This is a genomic window from Vibrio sp. ABH4_348 (genome assembly GCF_056159765.1).
The window spans coordinates 809,606-829,309 of sequence record NZ_JBSWVW010000002.1 but is presented as its reverse complement, the minus strand read 5'-3'; the positions used below and the strand labels follow the sequence as shown (position 1 = coordinate 829,309).

Sequence of the window (19,704 nt, the reverse complement as noted above, 5' to 3'; positions counted from 1 at the left end):
AGGCCCTAAGCGAACTAAGGGCCTTTTTAATTTAAGGTTTGCCGCATTTTAACTGCGCGGTTTTAGATCCAACACATGCAATAGTCGCTCTGGCGTACCTTCCCAAATCATTGGGCGACCTTTCGGGTTGTCTTTATTCCACCAGCCGGTAAAGCGCTTAGTATTGTACTGGTAGAAGTTAGGCCCAGATAACACAGGTACCGTCACTTGGTTTTCAGCAATGATGGCCTGAATACCATGACCAATTTTTTTCTGCTCTTGAACATCTGCGGTTTTATAGAAGCTGTCGAGCAAAGAATCTAACTTGTCGTTTTTCCAGTGGTGCATGGCAAAGCGAGGCATGCCTTTTGAAGCTTGCAAGCGCGAGTGATAGCCGCTGTCCCAGTACTTATGAGGTGTGGAACCGTGGAAGTAGTTGGTGTAGGCAATGTCATAATCTGCTGAGATCATTCCTTGATTGTACATCGAGAAGTCGAGCGTTCGCGCTTTGGCATTGATTCCGACTTCTTGCAATTGCTCAACGGCTAACATCACTGTGTTGTTAAAATCTGTCCAACCCTGCGGTGATTGAATCACCAGCTCAAAGTCTTTGCCATCGGGCGACTCCACAAACCCATCTTTGTTTGTGTCTTTGTAACCCGCTTTCGCCAACAAGGCTTTGGCCTTCTCCGGCGAATAGGTCATAAACGGTTTGTACTTATTGTGAGTCGCTTCGTCTGACCAAGCTTCAAACGCATAACCAAGACCCGATGCAAAATCATTCAACACCGCGTTGCCATAGTTGGCAATGTCTATCAAGGTTTGACGGTCAAGCGCCATTGAGAATGCTCGGCGGAACTGGATATCATTTAATACCTGCTGTTTAACTTCGTCTTTGGAAGCGAAGTTGAATACAAAAGCTTGAGTTCCCGCTGGTGGATACCAGTAGCCATGATCATTGGATGCTTTCAGGTAAGTTTGGTCAATATCAGGAATAAATGATCCTGCCCAGTCGATAGAGGACTCCATCAATTCAGCTAGCACTTGGTCATTGTGATTCATTTGAGGTACGCGCAAGCAATCCACATCTAGGTTTGCTTGGTCCCAATAGTTAGGGTTACGACACTGCAGGAACAAGGTACTAGTAAACTGAGGCAGTTCGGTAAACGGACCCGTGCCGATTGGGTTGGGGTTCATAAAGGCCGCAGGATCTTCCACATCTTTCCATTGATGCTCTGGCACAATGGGTACTTGGACAATCTCATAACTGATGTTGGTATTCACTTCATTCAAGTAGAAACGCACTTGATGGTCGTTGAGTTTTTCGACCGACTTGATTTTGCTGCTGATTCCTCGATCGTCGATATTGTCATGCGCTTTAACTAGTTCAAATGTGAAAACCACATCATCTGCATTAAAAGCCTCGCCGTCTGACCATGTCACGCCGTCACGGAGATCAAAAGTAATACTGAGTAAATCTTCACTTAAAGAATACCCCGTCGCCAAACGGTACTCAGGGACATTACCTTTCAACTCATTGAAGATCACCAATGGTTCATAAATAAAGTCGCGAGCAGTGTGTAATCGTGATACTGCATATGGGTTGAAGTTGCGAACTAGCGTTGCATTGTGATTTGGAATAATCGTCAGCTTCGAAAATTCTGAGACATCAGTACTTGCTGAAGATGCAGAACTTACAGAGAGTGCGGTTAGGATGGCAGTGCATAGCAATGTGTTTTTCATGGCGGTCCCTTATCGATGTAAAGTCACAACATAGCCAACGGTAAAGAGACCAGCAAGTTATGAAAATATTAAATAAAACATATATTTGTTAGTTATATTAATACTAAAAGCCATTTATTCTTTAGACAACGTACCTCGATATCAAACCATCAGAAATATGGGGAGCAACTCAATATTTGTCGGGGGAATTGGTGTAAGTAAACAACATGAGAGCTCGTTGGGAAGCTCGCCACTCTGTTGTTAAATTGCGACTCAGTTAAAACTGAAACCTCTATCCAAAGCCATGAACAATTGGACTGAGTAAAAAAGCGAGATTTGGTCACCCCAGTTTGCTTTCCTTCAAGAATTGTAAGTTCGTACCCTTCCTACGCTGCTTTGTCGTAATCCGCTCGTGCTTGATTGATCTTATCTTGATGAATCTCTGCCCATTGGACTAGCTGATACAGGGGCTTAACCAAGTCTTTGCCCATTTCCGTTAATTCATACTCTACCCTGACTGGCACCTCAGGGTATACAGTTCGATTCACATAGCCATCTCGCTCTAAATCCCGCACCGTTTGAGTCAACATGCGTTGGGAAATGCCCTCGATTCTGGATTTCAGTGCGTTAAAACGCTCCGGGCCGTCAACTAATGCAAAAAGAATTAGCAGTGACCATTTGTCTCCAATTTGGGCAACTACATTTCTCACTGGACACGCTTCAGTATTGAAAAATATACGTTTTTCTTGTTTTTGCTCAGATGCCATCGTCAATCCCCTTCTTCAAATGTTCGCCAACAGTTACCAAAAGGTAACTACCCAACTTTTCGGTGCCTTCTTGTTATGTAGGTTACTATTAATTACCATGGTTATCAATGTGAACTTACACACAGAATTAACTTAGGAGTTGACCATGTTTAAACTACTCGTTTCTATCGTTCTTTTAACCGTTAGTACGTTTTCTGCAGCACAAGCAAAAAACCCAATCGAAATCGATCTTGATGCATTACAAAAATCTAGTTGGTCAGAGCAAGAAATCAGAAATGCAGAGATCATTACTGATTTTGTTCAGCATTTAATGAACAACCACGACTTTGACTACGTTCTTAAACACTACAATGACAGTGCCTACATCCAACATAACCGCAACCTACCAGATAAAGTAACCGGGCTTGTTGGTTTCTTAAAAGAGTTTGTCGCGGACTACCCAGACTACACCTATGACGTGAAACACGTTTATGTTGATGGCGATTACGTTATCTTCCATTCCCATGCCACACTTAATATTGAAGACAGAGGCAACGATGAAAAAGGCATGAATATTATTGATAAATGGCGCCTAGAAGACGGACGAATTGTCGAACACTGGGATTCGATCCAGGCACTCGACTTTTCTATGCGCCTTTACTCTTTGATTAGCGGCGGAGACATAGCAAACGAAAATGGTGTGTTTTAAACCGTCTCTATACTTTAAGGGATAATCAAACAAGCCCGAACAAACGTTCGGGCTTATCGAATTTTTAGATACTTCGATTTGTCTTTTCCCATATGGGCACACCACCAAATTTCAAAAAATCGCCATCCTTCATTTCTGGGTTGTATCGGCTTTTAGACAGCTCTAAGTTCCATTTGGGTGCGCTTGGCGTGCCTTTTTCTTTCCAGAGTTTTACATCAACATATCGTACATCCGTTGGTTAAATATTCTTAATGTAGTATTGATAATCACTCTCGTTTATATACAATCCGACCGCATTGTTATGTTATAAGGTAACAATTAATAAAAGTCAGTTGGAGAGAAAAATGAAGAGTAAGTTATTAAAATTATTAGGCTTAGGTGCAATAACACTTGCAAGTATTACCAACGCCTACGCTGATATCCAATTCAAAGATGTCATAGGACGAGACATAAAGTTAGAAAAACCAGCCGAGAGAATATTCTTGGGTTTTTATTTTGAAGACTATCTGGCCATTGCGGGCCCAGATGCTTACCAAAAAGTCGCTATTTTCCCAAGACATTCATGGAAGGACTATCGTCAATCTCAGTGGGCGACTTACAGCAAAATTATTCCTGAACTAGAAACCATCGTCGACTCGGGCTCAATTTATATGGGTACGTTCGACTTTGAAAAGCTACTGGCGACCAAACCAGATGTTGCTTTGGTTGCTGCGTGGCAATTTAAGTCTCTCGGCGACAAGGTCGCGATTTTAGAAAAGAGTGGTATCAAGGTAGTGGTGGTCGACTTTAATGCTCAAACACTTGAAAAGCATGTGGCGAGTACTCGAGTTATCGGCAAGGTAATGGGGACAGAGCAACGTGCCGAAGCCATTGCCACAGAGTACGAAAACACTGTGAATGACGTGAAACAGCGAGTCGCTGCTCACCTGAAAAATCATGATGCACGACGCGTATATGTTGAAATCGGAAACACTGGTCCTAACGAATATGGTAAATCGTACACTACGACCATGTGGGGCAATATTCTCAATATGGCTGGCGCCGATAATATTGCGACAGGTAAATTCAAAGGCTCTTCACACCTAACTCCTGAATATGTTCTTAGCAAAGATCCAGAAGTAATTTTTGTTTCCGGAGCCCATTGGGTTAAACATGGCGACAGCGCGCTACTTGGTTATGGTACAACACTCAAAGAAGCCCAGACTCGATACATGCCTTATCTAAACCGCGCCGGTTGGAAACAGCTAACCGCAGTGAAAAATGGCGATGTCTATGGCATGTATCACTCAGGTACGCGCACTATTTATGACCACGTGTTCTTACAATATTTGGCAAAGTCTGTTTATCCAGAAGCTTTTAAAGATATTGATCCTAAACAGTCACACCGCAACTTCTTCAAGAACTATATGCCTCAAGAACTAGACGGTACGTTCATGATCAAAGTGGAAGGATAAGCCATGAATACCTCGGTCAAGGAAGGGTTGACTGCGACACCTGTTACATCATCAGGCAGTCTCTACCAACAAATGCAGCGGCAACGCACAAGAGTTTTACTGCTCAGTTTAGTGTTGGTATGCGTCTCGGTTCTGTTTGATATTGGTACCGGCTCTTCTTGGATCGGGGTCAATCAAGTTCTTGAAGCTTTGATCAATGGACCTTCGGGAGACAGTCTAGCAACAACCATCGTTTGGGATCTGCGACTGCCAGTGACGTTAACTTGCCTAGTAGTCGGTGCCTCTCTTGGTTTAGCGGGCGGTTTAATGCAAACGCTACTTGCCAATCCACTTGCCAGTCCATACACACTCGGCATATCGGCCGCCGCTGGTTTTGGTGCTTCGGTCGCGTTGTTATCGGGCTTCTCTCTTTTTGGGCTTTCTTGGCTCGGAGTTCCTGCAGCGGCGTTTGTCACTTCTGGGCTTGCCAGCATGGCAATTTACGCCATAGGCCGCAGCCGTAATATGGATGCGAAAGTCTTAATCCTAGCTGGAATTGTGGTGCTGTTTTTCTTCCAAGCGTTGCAATCACTCGCTCAATATTTAGCGTCACCAGAAGTACTGCAACAAATCGTGTTTTGGCTGTTTGGCAGCTTACTAAAAGCCAGTTGGTTGTCGTTTTTTGTATCCGGCGTGATTTTACTGGTTGGCTTATCGTTCGCTTTACCTAAAGTATGGGCACTCACAGCCTTGTCATCTGGCGAGGAGCGGGCTCAAGCTCTTGGGATCAATACCAGTCGATTGAGACTACAGATGTTTCTACTGTGCTCATTGTTAACCGCCGGCGCGGTTTCGTTTGTCGGAACCATTGGATTCATCGGCTTAGTTGCTCCTCACTTTGCCAGAATGTTAGTCGGGGAAGATCAACGCTTTTATTTGCCTTTGGCTGGCTTAATGGGGGCTTTGTTACTGTGTGCGTCCTCACTCGTCGCCAAACTGATTATTCCGGGCACCATTATTCCAATTGGTATAGTGACCTCATTGGTTGGCGTACCGTTTCTTTTGTATTTACTCGTAAGCCGCAGGTTTAACTGATGAAATCCCTCACAATAAAAAATTTAGCGGTTAGCCTTCGCGGTAAAACCATTCTTAGCAATGTGGAGGCGCGTTTTGTTGGTGGCGAGTTTTCCGCAATATTAGGCCCAAACGGAGCCGGAAAAACCACGCTGCTTAAATCCATCATGGGCATATTGCCTTGCCAAGGTGAAGTAATCAGTGAAGGAGAAGACGGTTTAATCATTCCCACCAAAGATTTTTCCTATCTTTGTCAGTTAAACAAATCATCGAGCCAATTGAAGGTGATTGAGTTTGTGTTGCTGGGTTTGGTCCATCAACTCAGCTGGAATATCAGCGCTGAACAAGAGCAAAAAGCGATCTCAATTCTTACAGAGTTGGGATTGATGCACCTCGCTACTCGTCAATTTTCGCAACTCAGTGGCGGTCAGCAACAGCTGGTTTCTTTAGCACAAGCACTGGTATCCAAACCCAAAGTGCTTTTATTGGATGAGCCCACCAGTGCGCTGGATTTAAAACACCAAGTTGAAGTCCTTGAACTCGCCCGCCAATACACCAAACAACACGGCACCATTACTATTGCGGTATTGCACGACCTATCGCTTGCGGCGCGCTACTGCGAGCACTTATTGCTTTTAGATGAAGGAATGATTCAGTACAGCGGACACCCTGATGAAGTTCTGGACTCTGAAAAACTATCGAAGATCTATCAAGTCCATGTAGACGTAGGGTGCTGTATTCACGGACACACCCATGTTACCCCAGTCAGAGCACTTTCCAGTGAGTGACAACAACAGGTAGTAAACTATGAATAATGGAGTGGCACTTGCCATTTTTTCGGCCTTTATTTTTAGTGTGATGAACGCACTAATCAAGGCGGCCAGTCTGACGATACCCAGTGCGGAGATCGTCTTTTTCAGAAGTGCGATTGGTAGTGTACTTATTTTGGCTTTGATGTGGCACGGGAATGTTCGCTTCTCAACCAAAGGGATTCCACTGCTGGTTGTACGTGGGCTATTTGGATCAGCCTATTTGTTGGCATTTGTGTATACCATCGCCCATATTCCTTTAGCCGACGCAGCCATTTTGGTGTATCTATCACCCTTCTTTGTGCTGATACTTTCTAGTTTGGTGTTAGGGGAAAAACTCCCCAAAAAAGCGATGTTACTGCTTCCTGTGGTGTTAGGCGGAGTGACCTTAGTCGTCAATCCATTCAGTTACGACTCGTTTAACCTATATGCCCTTGCTGGTGTAGCAAGCGCATTCTTTGCCGCTGCCGCTTCTATTACCATCCGCCACCTTAGTAAAAAGCACCATACCTATGAAATTGTTTTCTATTTTCTGTTTATCGCAATGTTGGTATCGGCGTATTTAATGAAGGATGATTTTGTCATTCCACAACAAATCGAATGGGTATGTTTAGTGGGTATTGGCGTTGTTTCTTTAGTCGGACAGATTTTCTTAACCAAGGCTTTTACTCACGAAAATGCGGCCGTGGTCGCGGTCACGCGCTATATTGGCTTGGCATTTAATATCTTATGGGGTGTCATTTTTTGGCACGAGCTGCCCGATTGGGTCACGTTACTAGGCGGTGCAGTGATTGTTGTTGCTTGTATTGCGTTGTCGTGGAAAGGACAAGCAAAGCCATCGTCACTCCCTAAAGAGCAATCAGCCAATTCTTAATTGCGACTCTGAATTCCAAGTTAAAAAGCCCGAACAAACGTTTGGGCTTTGCTTTTTTTGGTTGATTCGATTTCAGACTAGAGCAAAATCAAATAGCTTAGGAAAATCGCACCAAGAAGGTAAATAATTGGATGTACCTCTTTACCTTTACCCGCTACTACCATTGAAAACGCGTAGCTGATAAAGCCCATCGCCATACCGTTTGCTGGCGAGAAGCTCAAGACAGTAAACATAATGGTGAAGAACGCCGCAATGCGTGATTCTTTTCTATCCCACTGGATTTGACCAAGACGGCCAATCATATAAATGCCCACAACCACCATGGCTGGCGCCACCATCGCTGCCGAGAAAATGGAAAACAGAGGATATAAGAACAAAGAGACTAGGAACAAACCGGCAACTACAACAGCGGCTAGACCCGTTTTAGCACCTTGAGACGAGGCAATGCCAGACTCAGAGAACGCAGTAATCGAAGTTGTGCCCAACACGGAACCAATAACTGTGCCACCAGCATCTGCAACGAGTGCTGAGCGTGCATTAGGCACCTTGCCATCTCTATCGATAATACCGGCATCACGTCCTACACCAACTATGGTGCTCATACCGTCGAAAAAGTCGACGATTAGGAAGATCACCACAATAAATAGTAAGTCGAACATTTTCTCAGCCGTTAAGCCTGATAAGTCGAAAATAGCGCCAAATGTCCCTGCCATACTCGGTGGTGTAGAAACAAACTGCTCTGGCAATGGTGCGTTGCTGGTGCCGAATACTGCGTCTGCCGCAACCGTTAACACAATAGCTGACAGGAATGAAATAAAGGTCGCTAACTTGATATCGCGAATCATACAACCAAGAGCAATGAAGATACTGATATAAGCAATAATGACTTGCGGATCAGCGATATTGCCCATGCCGACCAACACAAACTTGTTATCAACAATAATGCCAGCGTTTTTTAATCCCAAAAACGCTATGAATAACCCAAGAGACACGGTAATGGCGTTCTTGAGATCTTCTGGAATCGATTCAATCAGAGACTTACGGATATTGGTCAGTGAAAGCAACAAATACAGCACGCCTGATAAAAAGATACCAAACAATGCCTCGTTCCATACCAACGCGACGGAACCACTGAGCAGCATACCTTTGAAAAAGCCGTTCATACTCATGCCCGGAGCAAGCATCACAGGGTAATTGCCCCAAATGCCCATGATCAAGGTTGCCGCTGCAGCTGCTAATGCGGTGGCAGTAAAGATGGCACCCTTATCCATACCTGGAATGCCACCCAAAATGGCAGGGTTGACCGCCAGAATGTAACTCATGGCTAAGAAGGTAATAAAACCGGCATAAAGCTCTGTACTTACGGTGGTTTTACGCTCTGAAATTTTAAATCTAGATTCGAGAATACTCGAGTGATTTTGGGGTTTTACAGCAGTGTCGACACTCACGAAGAAACCTTTGATGATAAATTTGTAAAGATACGTAGAAAGTGAAATAAATCGAAACCAAATGCTGATCGCTCTAGCGGTGCACGAGTATTGGTAGTTAACCACAACCACAAAGTGGAGCTCCATGGCACAAGAACTAAGTCTAATTGATTAGAATTATTCAGCACTTAATCGTTTGCGCGGCATTGTACGTCCCTTCATTCAAAACTCAACGGCTTTACCTAAGATACGCAGAAAAAAGCAAACGTTTGCCAGCATTCCATGATTTTTATCAAGTTAAAATGCGAATCTGTCAGAACAACACCCAACACGTACCAGAATGGATAGCTTTTTATTTGGCAATTTCACGAAAACAGCCGACAAAGTTAGTGAAAAGTCGGTGAGCAAATTCCATTTGTTGCATATAAAATTTGATTTCACTCGCACCCCAAACCACAAACGGTACATCATTCGGAATCTGCATATTCCTTAAGATAGTCACATGTTGAGATTTACAAATTATTAACATTAGGGTGGTGTTATTTGTATGGAGTACAGTAGAACTAAATTGAAAAAGCTGTCCTTGGTGGTTTTTTTCTTTCTATTACCGAACCTTGCAAACAGTCATAGCGCAAGCTCTCAAGATGGCTACTCCCCACGAATAATCGGAGGTAAAACAGCGCTTTCAAATTCCTACCATTACATGGCCGCCATTAAAGACGTGCTGTTCGACGGCCCAAGCTGCGCTGCAACCTTGATCGATGAGAAATATCTGCTGACAGCGGCACATTGTGTCGATGATAAAAATCCGGAATTTCTAGAAGCCAATATTGGTCTATACGATCTCAGTGAATGGGAAACCAGTGGCGAAAAACGCGGTATAACCAATATCTACATTCACCAAGATTACGGAAACCCCAGAATTTACAACAAAGATGTGGCCGTCCTCGAACTATCAGAGCCTGTCAGCGAGCAGGTAATCGCAAAAATCCCGCTAGTTGAACGTGAGCCAATTACTGCAAACGAATACGCCACAGTCATAGGTTGGGGCGATACAGATGTAAGACCAGAATGGCAAGAGTTCCCATACCAACTGCAGGAAGTAGATGTTCCCTTGGTAGAGCGTAGCGTTTGCAACAACTCTACTGGCTTAACCAATGACAACTACCGTTTTGTTAGTGAAACTGAGATTTGTGCTGGATACGCAGACGGTGGTAAAGATGCTTGCCAAGGCGACAGCGGTGGGCCATTACTCAAGCTAGTTGAAGGAAAAATAACGCAGATAGGGGTAGTTAGTTGGGGTGATGGCTGCGCCATGCCAAAACAATATGGTGTTTACGCCAACATCGCGGCGCTTAAGCCTTGGATCGACAATCAGATGAATCGGATTAGTTATCCTCAATACGTCCATCTTGGATTCAAAACCGCCAAATCTAAACACTTGCGTACTCTTACTTATACCAATCACCATCAAAACAATATCAAGATATTGAATATCGAAGCCGGCACTGCCGGGTTAAGAGTCGCTAACCAATCCTGCTATGCGGGCCTCACTCTCGAAAAAGGAGAGCATTGCACAATCCAAATTGAGATTGAAATTCCAGAGAGCCGCACGATTTTCAATAACCAGCAAGTTCTGGTTGTCACCACAGATCACAGAGAGACACCAATACTTACCACGACTTTCAATTCTTATGGCTTGACGGACTACGGAGACACGATGTCGATGTCTCAGCACACTAGTGCAAATAACAACCAAACTTACGTCAAACGCGACTGGAAAACGTTTGGTACCGGTGTTTACTCAGCCGAGCCTAAACATGGGGAAAAAGCGTATTTAATGTTTCCTGATTTACCAAGTGGTCAGCTCCATTTTGATTCACAAGTGTTTATGAGGCCAGATAGTGGGCAACTCTCGTTCTATTTGAATGGAAGACGAATATACAACCTCAGTGAAACCGGCTCAGCCTCGATACCCAAGCCTATGAATATCACAATTAATATGACCGAGCCCAAAAACACGGTCACCCTCGTTTACTTTAGATATCATGAAAATGAGAATGAAAAAAACGTAATTAGGGTTAAAAATATCACGCTCGATTCGGTGAGAAACTGGATAAGTCGCCCTTCCGTTATCTATGTATCTACCCCTTCTCAAAGCAATCTGTCCGAAAGGACTTACAGCGAAAGCGGCGGCAGTACATCTATCTTATGGTTTGCCTTTTTTTCGGTTATCGCTAGCTTACGGAATCGTAAGCAAATCAAAAATCACTTCAACGATTCAACAGGCAAATGAAACAACGCGCATACTTAGTTGCATTTAAGTAATTGTGTTTAATTGATTTCTGGATCTAGCCACTACTGATAAATATATCAATTATTGATAGAATGAGTCCTTTTTAGGTCAAACATATTTCTTGTCACTCCAATGATAAATCATATATCGTCAGATGATGCGCTGGCCTATACAAGGCAGTCGGCCCATAGGCAGCGATCGTACACACAAATCACCCCGGGTAAGATCGATTTTAGTTACTCTGAGTACCTATTTGGTGGGCTTCAACTACTTCGAGAAAAGGTCAGTAACGGTTGTCGTATTGATGGCGCCGCACCTGAAGCTGCGATGCCCTTTGCTATGATGGTTAATCCACATACTGAAGGTCGGTTTCTAGGAGACAAAGATATCTCATCTAAGTTGTTACAAGCTTCTGGCCCTCAATGGGATATTAGCTTTGTTAATGAAATGGAATCTGCTTGTGTCATTTTCAGTAAAGAGCAGTTTCGAGAACGTGTTTTGCATTTGCGTCATTATGATATGCCTAATCACTGGCTCGATAGTCGAGCTCTCGCTACGGACCCTGTTGCATTAAGAAATTTGCGAGAGCTAATCTGCTCGGTCACTCAGTATTTAAATACAGAGTCGGCTTTACTAACTAAACCTGCACTAGTTAAACAATTGTCCAATCACATTTTTACTCTTGCTCATAAAGCCCTTGAGCCCACGCTAAAAAGTAAGCCGACTCAATCGCCGCAAAAAAGCCGTGTTACTAGAGTAAAAAAAGCAATGGAGTACATGGAAGCTTTCGCCTATCAAGTACCTGCATCCCATGAGCTGTGTGCAGTTTCTGGTCTAAATGAACGAAACCTCCAGTATGCTTTTCGCGATTATCTGGGTATGTCGGCTAAGCAGTATTTAAAGCTAATTCGATTGAATCGCGTTCGAGCTGAATTGAAACTGGCCTGCCCACAAACTACCAAGATATCTGATATAGCCACAAACTGGGGATTCTTTGAATTAGGTAGGTTTTCTGGAGAATACAAGAAAATGTTTGATGAACTGCCATCGCAAACATTGAGAGCGAAATAAACCAGTCGATACTGTTGGCCTGATTTAGGCAATTGTTTTTCCTTCGCAAAATCAAACCGCAAATATCAATTGAATGACACCTAAGCCGCAGTTAGAATCGAGTTTTTACAAGGCTACCTCATGCTCTTTCTTAAGCTTTTTCTGGTTCCCAGTTTTATGCTGTTGATCTCTCTTGTCGGCAAATGGCGAGGAGCCGGTGCCGCAGGGATGCTATCTGGATTTCCAATTATCGCTGGAGCTATCCTTTGGTTTATATATCAAGAGAACGGCGCTGAGTTTGGCACCAATGCAGCGGTAGCTTCATTATCTGGTGTCGCTGCATTATCGACGTTTTGCTTCGCCTACGCTTGGGTATGCCAGAAGTTTTCTTGGTACATTTCCATCGCTCTATCTTTGATGGTGTATACCATTTCAGTATTCGCACTAGCGCAGTTAAATCTCAGTGCTGAGGTTGCTGCATTGGTAGCATGTACACTGCTGGTAATGCAGTTGGCTCTGTCTCCCCAGATCACCAAGCCAGTGAACTCTATTGGTGCTTCTAATACTGAGATGATCTGCAGAATGGTTGTATCCGTGGTGTTGGTATTTACCGTTACTGGTTTGGCTCATCTTATCGGAGAGGTCTACAGCGGCATTCTTGCATCTTTTCCAATCGCCGGTTCGACCGTAGCTATTTTCACTCATTCAAAATATTCGGCAGAGCAAGCATCGCATTCCCTAAAAGCAATGATTCAGGGTCTGTTCAGTATGCTCTGTTTCTTCTACCTAATCGTGTTGTCTTTTGAGCAATTAGGCTTAGTTCAATCCTTTGCCTTGGCGAGCCTGGGGGCAATTTTGATTCAGTTGTTTATTCGAATGTTGAAAAAGACCGTCACTCGCTCAATGCGAGCTCTGATCACTTAACCGAATTTTGTAATTCACCGTTGAAGTGATAGATAAGTTACCAGTTTGTTTATCAACTGTTAATTCAATAATTTCAACACGTTAACTATGTTCACAAAGGTGAACATGTGATTGACAAACTGAATGGCTAAGCATAAATTAGCGGCTTAACTTCCTTCTTGCCCGCTCATCATTTGATGACTGCTAATCTATCGGAGACTGACAGTGGAACAACATTGGACCGACTTTTTCCCCTACGCGGCTATGGCATTCAAAATCATCGCGTTGTGTATTGGCGGGTTTTTCGCTATTAAATGGCACTACGACAAAGATAAAGAATTAAAGGCCAAGCAAAGGGAAGAAAAACTCAAACAAAATGTCTAAACTTCCTTTTTCTAGACTCCAAGCCACTGCAGCCGTCGCGAGCAGTGGCACAAGCTTACTTACAGACTAACCGCTCTTTGAGAGACTATGCTTAACCACCTTCTGGTATCAACTGTTTTTGCTTTGATAGTAGGACCAAAGTAAGTCGTCTTTATGTTTTTGATCCCAGAAAAATCCAAGATGCAGGTTTTCAACTGCTTGTAAATGGCATTGCCTTTGACGTATTGCCACGATATCAATACGTGTCGACCTACTAGAATTTTGTATGCTTTTCCGTCAATTTCTTGATCAACTGACACCGTTCTCTTCAAAGTGCTTGGTTATCTTTCTTATGGTTTCTAAAGTGGTTTCTAGCTCTTGACGGCTGATCGTCTCAACTGCTTTTGCTGCCCAAATTTCCTGTTTGTCGTCTAAGATATCGTAAATTCGCTTACCCTCTTGTGTTAACACCACATGCTTGGCCCTTTTGTGGCTTGGATTTTCGATAAAGTTTACTAAGCCATCTTTAGCCATTACATCAACAATACGTTGGCTAGCTTGACGGCTTTGCCCCATAGCTCGACCAATTTCTGGCACGGTGAGTTTTTCCGGCGATTTTTCTATCGCACCCATTATTTTCCAACGCGCGCTGCTTAGTCCAAATTCTTCAGACATGTGGTCGCCTTCCGCATTGAATAATCCGCTGACCTTAAAAGTCGCCAGCACGATTTTGGTGAATATTTCCCCATTTGTATCCATAAAACTCCCCACGAAATATTGACAACATGTTGTCATTTAATCTAGATTGACAATATGTTGTCAAATATACTTGATAGGACTTCAATATGAAACCACTAATCGCAGTTCACCGAGCTGCATCGATCACAGCCACTATCTGTGTCGCCACTTTCTTTTTTTCTACGTTAGCGGTAGAGATGCTCGGCTCGGCTAATAACGTCAAGCATTTGAAATCACTCATCGTCTTTCCAGGGCTTTTCATTTTGATTCCCGCCATTGCCATGGCTGGGTCAACCGGTTTTATGATCAGTAAAAAAAGACGAGGAAATCTTGTCGAACGTAAAAGAAAGCGCATGCCTCTCATTGCGCTCAACGGATTGTTCATACTTTTGCCAGCGGCAATCGCACTCAACTCTTGGGCAATGTCAGGGAACTTCGATATCAAATTCTATTTAGTTCAAGCCATCGAACTAGTCGCTGGCGCCATCAATTTATTTCTCATGGTGAAAAGTATTGTCGATGGCCGCCGTTTTACGCCCAAAAGAAAGGTATTAGCATGAAAACTGTAATTATAAATAGAGCAAAATTCGCCGTATTGAGTATTTCACTGTTAACGATAAGTCTCGCTGCACAATCTGGCTCGGTGCCGCATCCTACTTATGAAAAAGTGTGTTCAGAGTGTCACTCCGGTGGGTTTAAAGGTTTAGTGACTGGTGCTCCCAATACGTCAAACATTAATGATTGGAAAATGTTCCACGAAAAACATAACCGCGAGCAGATGCGAGAAATTGTTTTGAAAGGGCTAAATGACCACAAAGTAAAAGGTGGATGCAGAAGGTGCTTAGACAAAGACATTATCGCCGCTGTCGACTACATGGTTGACGCAACAAAGCCCTCAAAATAACAAAAACTTAATCCAGCGAAAATGGAAGCAAAAATATGACACACTACCCTCCAATTTTGATTGTTCTTCATTGGCTATTAGCCTTATTTATCTTAGTTGCTCTCTTTATGGGACAAGACATCGCCAACCTATCAAACGACCTAGACCTAAAGGTAGATCGATTAAAGGTTCATGCGATTGCCGGAGTCTTAATTGGGCTAGCGTTTATTGGGAGATTAGCAGTAAGAGTAAGACAACAAAAACACCACAGAGAGAAAACCAACGAAACTGCAAACCAGCGACTGGCTAAAATCTATCACACGTTTCTCTACTCGTTAGTATTGGCTGTAGTCTTCAGTGGTATAGCAGTAGCCGCTGAAACTGACTTTTTGAAAATTGCGATTAGTGGCGACACACTCCCTAACAACTTAGTAAACCTCGCGTCTAGAAAAGCACATGGATTTTTGACCAAGCTTCTGTCTATCGCCATTGCTTTGCATGTTATCGCAGCGCTTTACCATCAATGGATTTTAAAAGATAAGCTGTTCAGCAAAATGTGGTTTCGAAAGCCTCATCTATCAAAGCCCAAGCAATAATCTATAATTGACGGATAGACTAAAAGACACCTACCCGATACTAAACCTGTACCCGTCTTAACTATCTATCCGTTGTTCACTTAGTCATAGTATTAAATCTATATACCGCTTTTTGTCACTCAAAGAGCCAATACAATGATATGAACCTGTGTCTTTCAGCGTTAAACAAATAATTCAATGAAATAGCAGAGTAATACAAACTCTATCAATGAAACCTACTGGTATTTTCCATTCAATTCTAGACTCAACGACTCGGCATAGACCGACTAACTGCTCAAAAGGTGTGCTCATATCAGGCGCTATTGATAAAAATAGTGATAACTCGCAGTTATGAGACTAGGTGGTATTCACCTAGTGACAAAGAAATCAACCACCCCTAAAATGTGGCTTTCATTCCATATGTTCGGATAAAAAGTTGATTTTTTTGTTGTTTAGGCCGTTGGCATTACCTAACACATTGTATTTGTGTAAGTTATTGACAAAATCTGTGTTGGTTTTCGGGCTAATATTTTCCAGTCAACTCTTTGCCGAGCAAACTCGAAAAACGGTCACCTATTGTATTGATCCGAATTGGTTGCCATTCGAAGCTATCGTGGATGGGCAACACATTGGGATCTCAGCTGACTACCTAACGGAGCTAAGTAGAGTTTCAAACTTAGATTTTGAATTGGTCCCAACGTCTACCTGGGCGCAGTCGGTCGAATTCCAACAGGATGGACGCTGCCAAATCTTGGCTATGCTAAATAAGACGGAGCATAGGTCAACGTTTCTCGATTTTTCATCGGTTTACTTCAAAAGCCCTGAGGTTTTTCTCACCCAGAAAAGCATTATGTTTATTGATGGTGTCAATGGTCTAAAAGGCTTAAAGGTCGCATTGGTACCAGAGTATTGGTATCAAGAAATATTGCTAGACCCTGCGTTAGGCATTGAAACTATCTACGCCTCATCGCTTGAGCAAGCAATATTGATGGTTTCTAAAGGCCAAGCGGATGTTGTTTCTACTTCTCTAATAACCGCTATACGCGTAATCAACACACATGAACTCAATAATATCCATGTCGCTGGGAGTATTGGCTTTAACAACGAGCTGAGAATTGGCGTAAATAAGCTCGACCATCAATTGCTATCAGAGATAAATCGCGGCTTGAAGAAAATATCATCCGAAACGAAACAAAGAATTTTCGACAACTGGGCATCGGTGAGTCTAGTCAACCAGCCAAACTATCGATTCTTTTACGGGTCGGCCGCGCTTTTTATCCTGATCTCTACTATTTTACTGACCCGAACCTTTACCTTACGCCGCTACAATCAAGAACTCGAAAGAAAGAACACTGTATTATCCAGTCTACAAAATGAGCTAGAACAGAAAAACACCTCACTCAAACTCCTTGCCCATACCGATGCCTTAACAGGGACTTACAATCGCCATTATCTTGATAGTCAGATAAAACACAGTTTCGCCTTGTCTAGGCGACATGGTAGTGCCCTTACCATGATCATGTTGGACATCGACCACTTTAAAAAGATCAACGACAATTATGGGCATGATGTGGGTGACCAAGTATTAAAACACCTAGTCAAAACTATCGAATCGGTCTCAAGACAATCTGACATACTCGCCCGTTGGGGTGGAGAAGAATTTGTTATCATCTGCTCAGAAACAGACCTTTCTGACGCTGAACAATTAGCTAATCACATATTTCATTCACTGCAGGTAAACCCTTTCCATCAAGCAAACTATACGATAAGCGCAGGGGTTGCGAGCTATAAAAGCAGCGAGTCAAAGGAAGAATGGTTTAAGCGAGCAGACCAAGCACTGTATAGAGCCAAAGAGCTTGGTCGCAACCGAATTGAGACAGAAAGTTAACTTAAACCAAAGTCGCCTTTTTCACTTTGCGCGCATTGAATAAGAACAACAACATCACAATAACGACAAATGGGGCGGTATATAGATTGAGCGCTTGCCAACCAATCGTCGCCTCAAGCCAACCTGACAACATGGCCGTGATGGCCACACAACTAAACACGATAAATTCATTAAACGCTTGAGCTTTCGCTTTGTTCCTTGGTTCATAGGACTGGCTGAACAATCCTGTCGCGGCAATGAACATAAAGTTCCATCCTACACCTAGCAGGATTAGAGCAACGGTAAAATGCCAAATGGATTCACCGTGCACGTTAATCGCGACGCAACCAATAAACAACATCGCACCTGACACAATCATGGCTCGCGAACCAAAGCGTTCTATCAATCGGCCCGTAAAAAACGCTGGTACAAACATTCCCAATACATGCCACTCGATTACGCCTGCGGCCTTGGTAAAGTCAAAACCACACCCTAACATGGCCAATGGTGTCGCTGTCATCAAGAGGTTCATCACCGCGTAAGACACCGTGGCAGCAAACACAGCGACCATAAAATTTGGTCTACTAATAATGTCTCGTAAACTATCAGGGTTTAAATCTTGCTCTTCGGGTTGTTTATTTGGAAATGAGATTGTCTGCAAAATAATAAGCGCCAACACATTGAGCCCCAACACAGAGGCAAAAGCCCCCATATACAAGCCATCTGGGATGATGGTTTGTGATGCGACCGCCAGGTTAGGCCCAAGTACTGCGGCTAGAACACCACCAGCCATTGAAATAGATATTGCACGATGCCGAGCATTAGCAGCACTCACTTCGATTGCAGCAAAGCGATACAAGGTGCCAAAACCAATACCTATACCCAATAGAAAGGTGGCAACGCAGAACAAATCAAAGTGCTGAATGCTCAATGCGTAAGTGGCTAGTGATGCACCAGTAATACCAAACAAGTTACCAAGGCTAAAACCTTTTTTTCGCCCTAACTTACCCATGATAAGCGAAGCGGGAATAGTCGCTATCATCAACCCAAGAAACTGTAAGCCGACTGGCAATGTAATTAGCGCGGAAGATGGCGCAATTTCTTGTCCTATCAGACCAATTACTGAAATCAGCACAATGTTTCCGGTCATTAAGAGCGCCTGACACAGTGATAGCAACCATACATTTTTATTCATTGAATTTTGTCCTTAAGAACTGGTTCATTCTTCCAAGAAAGCGTTTTTTACCGCCACCGAATTGGGCTGGAACTGAGCACGATAGGTTTTTGGATTGACACCAAAATGTCGAAGAAACACATTTCTTAAATTATCAGCACTCGCTAATCCAGATTGTTCGGCCACCTGTGACATGGACAGCTCTGTGTTGGTCAACAAGTCGGTTGCAAGTTTAAGTCTACTTTGCAGTAAATAGTGACTTGGACTGACCGCAAGCTCTTGCTGAAAAACACGTGTTAGCTGACGCGAACTTAAACCTACGCTTTCAGCGATATCCTCAGTATTGATATCTTTGTTCAGTGAGCTTTGAATGAACCGAATCGCACCGGCGACTCGTTTGTCTCCTGCTTTACGGGCTTGATGTAAAGAACGAAACTGAGCTTGCCCGCCGGGTCTTTGGTAAAACACCAAGAGTTCTTGAGCAACTTCTACTGAGATGGCATAGCCTAGGTCTTGCTCGACTAAAGACAGACACAAATCCAGTCCAGCCGTAACACCGGCCGAGGTAGACACCTTGCCTTGGTGCAAATAAATGGCATCAGCTTGTACATCAACTTTTGGATATTGATTCGCTAGACGATCGCAATGGCGCCAATGTGTCGTGGCTTTTTTACCATTTAAAAGCCCAGCTTGCGCAAGCCAAAACGCTCCAGTACAAACGGAAACTATGCGACGACATTGACCGAATCGTTCGCAAATCCAGTCAGAAATATCAGTGCGTTCAAGGTAGCGACGACTGCCTTTCCCGCCGGGAATAATAAGAGTATCGAGTGCTCCAATCTCGTGCCAATCGCACTCAGCAACCAATGAAAACCCACCATCGGTTTTCACAGCACCTTTTTCAAACGAAAACAGGGTAATCTCGTAATGCGAAGAATCATCGCATTCATTGGTGCTGGCAAAAACCTGTGCAGGGCCAACCACGTCCATACTCTGGCAACCAGGGTAGATAAAAATTCCAATTTTTTTCATTCAAACTCAACTACCACTCCTCTCCCGACTGATAGTGAGTATGCGTTGCA

The 19,704-nt window shown here is 43.5% G+C and carries 20 protein-coding genes; 13 read left to right on the top strand and 7 right to left on the bottom strand.

Annotation, left to right across the window (positions count from 1 at the left end):
* Positions 1–48: 48 nt before the first annotated feature.
* Both ACXAFJ_RS17600 and ACXAFJ_RS17595 read right to left on the bottom strand, forming a co-directional pair.
* On the bottom strand, positions 49–1,722 hold the full coding sequence (locus ACXAFJ_RS17600; RefSeq protein ID WP_475325224.1) for an ABC transporter substrate-binding protein: 1,674 nt from the start codon (positions 1,720–1,722) through the stop codon (positions 49–51).
* Between the two features lie 365 nt (positions 1,723–2,087).
* Complete coding sequence (locus ACXAFJ_RS17595) at positions 2,088–2,468, bottom strand: winged helix-turn-helix transcriptional regulator (RefSeq protein WP_475325221.1); 381 nt, start codon at positions 2,466–2,468, stop codon at positions 2,088–2,090.
* Positions 2,469–2,613: 145 nt separating this feature from the next.
* Between ACXAFJ_RS17595 and ACXAFJ_RS17590 the strand changes: the two genes are divergently transcribed.
* The 5 genes from ACXAFJ_RS17590 to ACXAFJ_RS17570 all read left to right on the top strand — a co-directional run bounded on the left by ACXAFJ_RS17590 (position 2,614) and on the right by ACXAFJ_RS17570 (position 7,346).
* Positions 2,614–3,156 carry a nuclear transport factor 2 family protein gene (locus tag ACXAFJ_RS17590; RefSeq protein ID WP_475325219.1) on the top strand — a complete coding sequence of 181 codons (543 nt, stop codon included), beginning with the start codon at positions 2,614–2,616 and terminating at the stop codon, positions 3,154–3,156.
* Between the two features lie 344 nt (positions 3,157–3,500).
* Entirely contained in the window at positions 3,501–4,610 is a 1,110-nt protein-coding gene (locus tag ACXAFJ_RS17585; RefSeq protein ID WP_475325218.1) for an ABC transporter substrate-binding protein, read from the top strand.
* A 3-nt stretch (positions 4,611–4,613) separates the two neighbouring features.
* Positions 4,614–5,684 (top strand): FecCD family ABC transporter permease, encoded by a 1,071-nt coding sequence (locus ACXAFJ_RS17580; protein ID WP_475325216.1) that lies wholly within the window; start codon positions 4,614–4,616, stop codon positions 5,682–5,684.
* Positions 5,684–6,451 carry an ABC transporter ATP-binding protein gene (locus ACXAFJ_RS17575; RefSeq protein WP_475325215.1) on the top strand — a complete coding sequence of 256 codons (768 nt, stop codon included), beginning with the start codon at positions 5,684–5,686 and terminating at the stop codon, positions 6,449–6,451. The genes ACXAFJ_RS17580 and ACXAFJ_RS17575 overlap by 1 nt, the downstream gene beginning before the upstream one ends.
* A gap of 19 nt (positions 6,452–6,470) precedes the next feature.
* Positions 6,471–7,346 (top strand): DMT family transporter, encoded by an 876-nt coding sequence (locus tag ACXAFJ_RS17570; protein WP_475325214.1) that lies wholly within the window; start codon positions 6,471–6,473, stop codon positions 7,344–7,346.
* A gap of 77 nt (positions 7,347–7,423) precedes the next feature.
* Here the strand turns inward: ACXAFJ_RS17570 and ACXAFJ_RS17565 are convergent, their stop codons facing one another.
* Positions 7,424–8,794 carry an NCS2 family permease gene (locus ACXAFJ_RS17565; protein WP_475325212.1) on the bottom strand — a complete coding sequence of 457 codons (1,371 nt, stop codon included), beginning with the start codon at positions 8,792–8,794 and terminating at the stop codon, positions 7,424–7,426.
* A gap of 526 nt (positions 8,795–9,320) precedes the next feature.
* Between ACXAFJ_RS17565 and ACXAFJ_RS17560 the strand changes: the two genes are divergently transcribed.
* The 4 genes from ACXAFJ_RS17560 (at position 9,321) to ACXAFJ_RS17545 (ending at position 13,406) form a co-directional block, all read left to right on the top strand.
* Positions 9,321–11,069, top strand: coding sequence for a S1 family peptidase (locus ACXAFJ_RS17560; RefSeq protein ID WP_475325211.1), 1,749 nt, complete (start codon positions 9,321–9,323; stop codon positions 11,067–11,069).
* A 132-nt stretch (positions 11,070–11,201) separates the two neighbouring features.
* Entirely contained in the window at positions 11,202–12,140 is a 939-nt protein-coding gene (locus ACXAFJ_RS17555) for a helix-turn-helix domain-containing protein (protein WP_475325209.1), read from the top strand.
* Positions 12,141–12,260: 120 nt separating this feature from the next.
* Entirely contained in the window at positions 12,261–13,043 is a 783-nt protein-coding gene (locus tag ACXAFJ_RS17550; protein WP_475325208.1) for a hypothetical protein, read from the top strand.
* 204 nt (positions 13,044–13,247) lie between these two features.
* Positions 13,248–13,406 (top strand): hypothetical protein, encoded by a 159-nt coding sequence (locus ACXAFJ_RS17545; protein ID WP_475325207.1) that lies wholly within the window; start codon positions 13,248–13,250, stop codon positions 13,404–13,406.
* 59 nt (positions 13,407–13,465) lie between these two features.
* On the opposite strand, the gene ACXAFJ_RS17540 is transcribed toward ACXAFJ_RS17545, so the two are convergent.
* Together ACXAFJ_RS17540 and ACXAFJ_RS17535 are read right to left on the bottom strand one after the other, a co-directional pair.
* The gene (locus tag ACXAFJ_RS17540; protein WP_475325206.1) at positions 13,466–13,705 is read right to left on the bottom strand and encodes a hypothetical protein; all 240 of its coding nucleotides are present in this window, start codon (positions 13,703–13,705) and stop codon (positions 13,466–13,468) included.
* On the bottom strand, positions 13,695–14,144 hold the full coding sequence (locus ACXAFJ_RS17535; RefSeq protein WP_475325204.1) for a MarR family winged helix-turn-helix transcriptional regulator: 450 nt from the start codon (positions 14,142–14,144) through the stop codon (positions 13,695–13,697). Before ACXAFJ_RS17535 ends, ACXAFJ_RS17540 begins: the two co-directional genes overlap by 11 nt.
* Positions 14,145–14,230: 86 nt before the next feature.
* On the opposite strand from ACXAFJ_RS17535, the gene ACXAFJ_RS17530 reads away from it, so the two are divergent.
* The 4 genes from ACXAFJ_RS17530 to ACXAFJ_RS17515 all read left to right on the top strand — a co-directional run bounded on the left by ACXAFJ_RS17530 (position 14,231) and on the right by ACXAFJ_RS17515 (position 17,469).
* On the top strand, positions 14,231–14,683 hold the full coding sequence (locus ACXAFJ_RS17530) for a hypothetical protein (RefSeq protein WP_475325203.1): 453 nt from the start codon (positions 14,231–14,233) through the stop codon (positions 14,681–14,683).
* Complete coding sequence (locus ACXAFJ_RS17525) at positions 14,680–15,027, top strand: hypothetical protein (RefSeq protein ID WP_475325201.1); 348 nt, start codon at positions 14,680–14,682, stop codon at positions 15,025–15,027. The genes ACXAFJ_RS17530 and ACXAFJ_RS17525 overlap by 4 nt, the downstream gene beginning before the upstream one ends.
* 35 nt (positions 15,028–15,062) lie before the next feature.
* Positions 15,063–15,602, top strand: a complete 540-nt coding sequence (locus ACXAFJ_RS17520; RefSeq protein WP_475325200.1) for a cytochrome b — start codon at positions 15,063–15,065, stop codon at positions 15,600–15,602.
* 487 nt (positions 15,603–16,089) lie between these two features.
* Complete coding sequence (locus ACXAFJ_RS17515) at positions 16,090–17,469, top strand: transporter substrate-binding domain-containing diguanylate cyclase (protein WP_475325198.1); 1,380 nt, start codon at positions 16,090–16,092, stop codon at positions 17,467–17,469.
* Position 17,470: 1 nt separating this feature from the next.
* Here ACXAFJ_RS17515 and ACXAFJ_RS17510 read toward each other — a convergent pair whose 3' ends face one another.
* Positions 17,471–18,643, bottom strand: a complete 1,173-nt coding sequence (locus ACXAFJ_RS17510) for an MFS transporter (protein ID WP_475325196.1) — start codon at positions 18,641–18,643, stop codon at positions 17,471–17,473.
* A gap of 24 nt (positions 18,644–18,667) precedes the next feature.
* Positions 18,668–19,654, bottom strand: coding sequence for a GlxA family transcriptional regulator (locus tag ACXAFJ_RS17505; RefSeq protein WP_475325195.1), 987 nt, complete (start codon positions 19,652–19,654; stop codon positions 18,668–18,670).
* Positions 19,655–19,704: the final 50 nt, after the last annotated feature.

Excerpts from the sequence above, each read along its gene's own strand:
- ACXAFJ_RS17600 (WP_475325224.1), bottom strand. The coding sequence starts at position 1,722 with ATGAAAAACACATTGCTATGCACTGCCATCCTAACCGCACTCTCTGTA.
- ACXAFJ_RS17595 (WP_475325221.1), bottom strand. The coding sequence starts at position 2,468 with ATGGCATCTGAGCAAAAACAAGAAAAACGTATATTTTTCAATACTGAA.
- ACXAFJ_RS17590 (WP_475325219.1), top strand. The coding sequence starts at position 2,614 with ATGTTTAAACTACTCGTTTCTATCGTTCTTTTAACCGTTAGTACGTTT.
- ACXAFJ_RS17585 (WP_475325218.1), top strand. The coding sequence starts at position 3,501 with ATGAAGAGTAAGTTATTAAAATTATTAGGCTTAGGTGCAATAACACTT.
- ACXAFJ_RS17580 (WP_475325216.1), top strand. The coding sequence starts at position 4,614 with ATGAATACCTCGGTCAAGGAAGGGTTGACTGCGACACCTGTTACATCA.
- ACXAFJ_RS17575 (WP_475325215.1), top strand. The coding sequence starts at position 5,684 with ATGAAATCCCTCACAATAAAAAATTTAGCGGTTAGCCTTCGCGGTAAA.
- ACXAFJ_RS17570 (WP_475325214.1), top strand. The coding sequence starts at position 6,471 with ATGAATAATGGAGTGGCACTTGCCATTTTTTCGGCCTTTATTTTTAGT.
- ACXAFJ_RS17560 (WP_475325211.1), top strand. The coding sequence starts at position 9,321 with ATGGAGTACAGTAGAACTAAATTGAAAAAGCTGTCCTTGGTGGTTTTT.
- ACXAFJ_RS17555 (WP_475325209.1), top strand. The coding sequence starts at position 11,202 with ATGATAAATCATATATCGTCAGATGATGCGCTGGCCTATACAAGGCAG.
- ACXAFJ_RS17550 (WP_475325208.1), top strand. The coding sequence starts at position 12,261 with ATGCTCTTTCTTAAGCTTTTTCTGGTTCCCAGTTTTATGCTGTTGATC.
- ACXAFJ_RS17535 (WP_475325204.1), bottom strand. The coding sequence starts at position 14,144 with ATGGATACAAATGGGGAAATATTCACCAAAATCGTGCTGGCGACTTTT.
- ACXAFJ_RS17530 (WP_475325203.1), top strand. The coding sequence starts at position 14,231 with ATGAAACCACTAATCGCAGTTCACCGAGCTGCATCGATCACAGCCACT.
- ACXAFJ_RS17525 (WP_475325201.1), top strand. The coding sequence starts at position 14,680 with ATGAAAACTGTAATTATAAATAGAGCAAAATTCGCCGTATTGAGTATT.
- ACXAFJ_RS17520 (WP_475325200.1), top strand. The coding sequence starts at position 15,063 with ATGACACACTACCCTCCAATTTTGATTGTTCTTCATTGGCTATTAGCC.
- ACXAFJ_RS17510 (WP_475325196.1), bottom strand. The coding sequence starts at position 18,643 with ATGAATAAAAATGTATGGTTGCTATCACTGTGTCAGGCGCTCTTAATG.
- ACXAFJ_RS17505 (WP_475325195.1), bottom strand. The coding sequence starts at position 19,654 with ATGAAAAAAATTGGAATTTTTATCTACCCTGGTTGCCAGAGTATGGAC.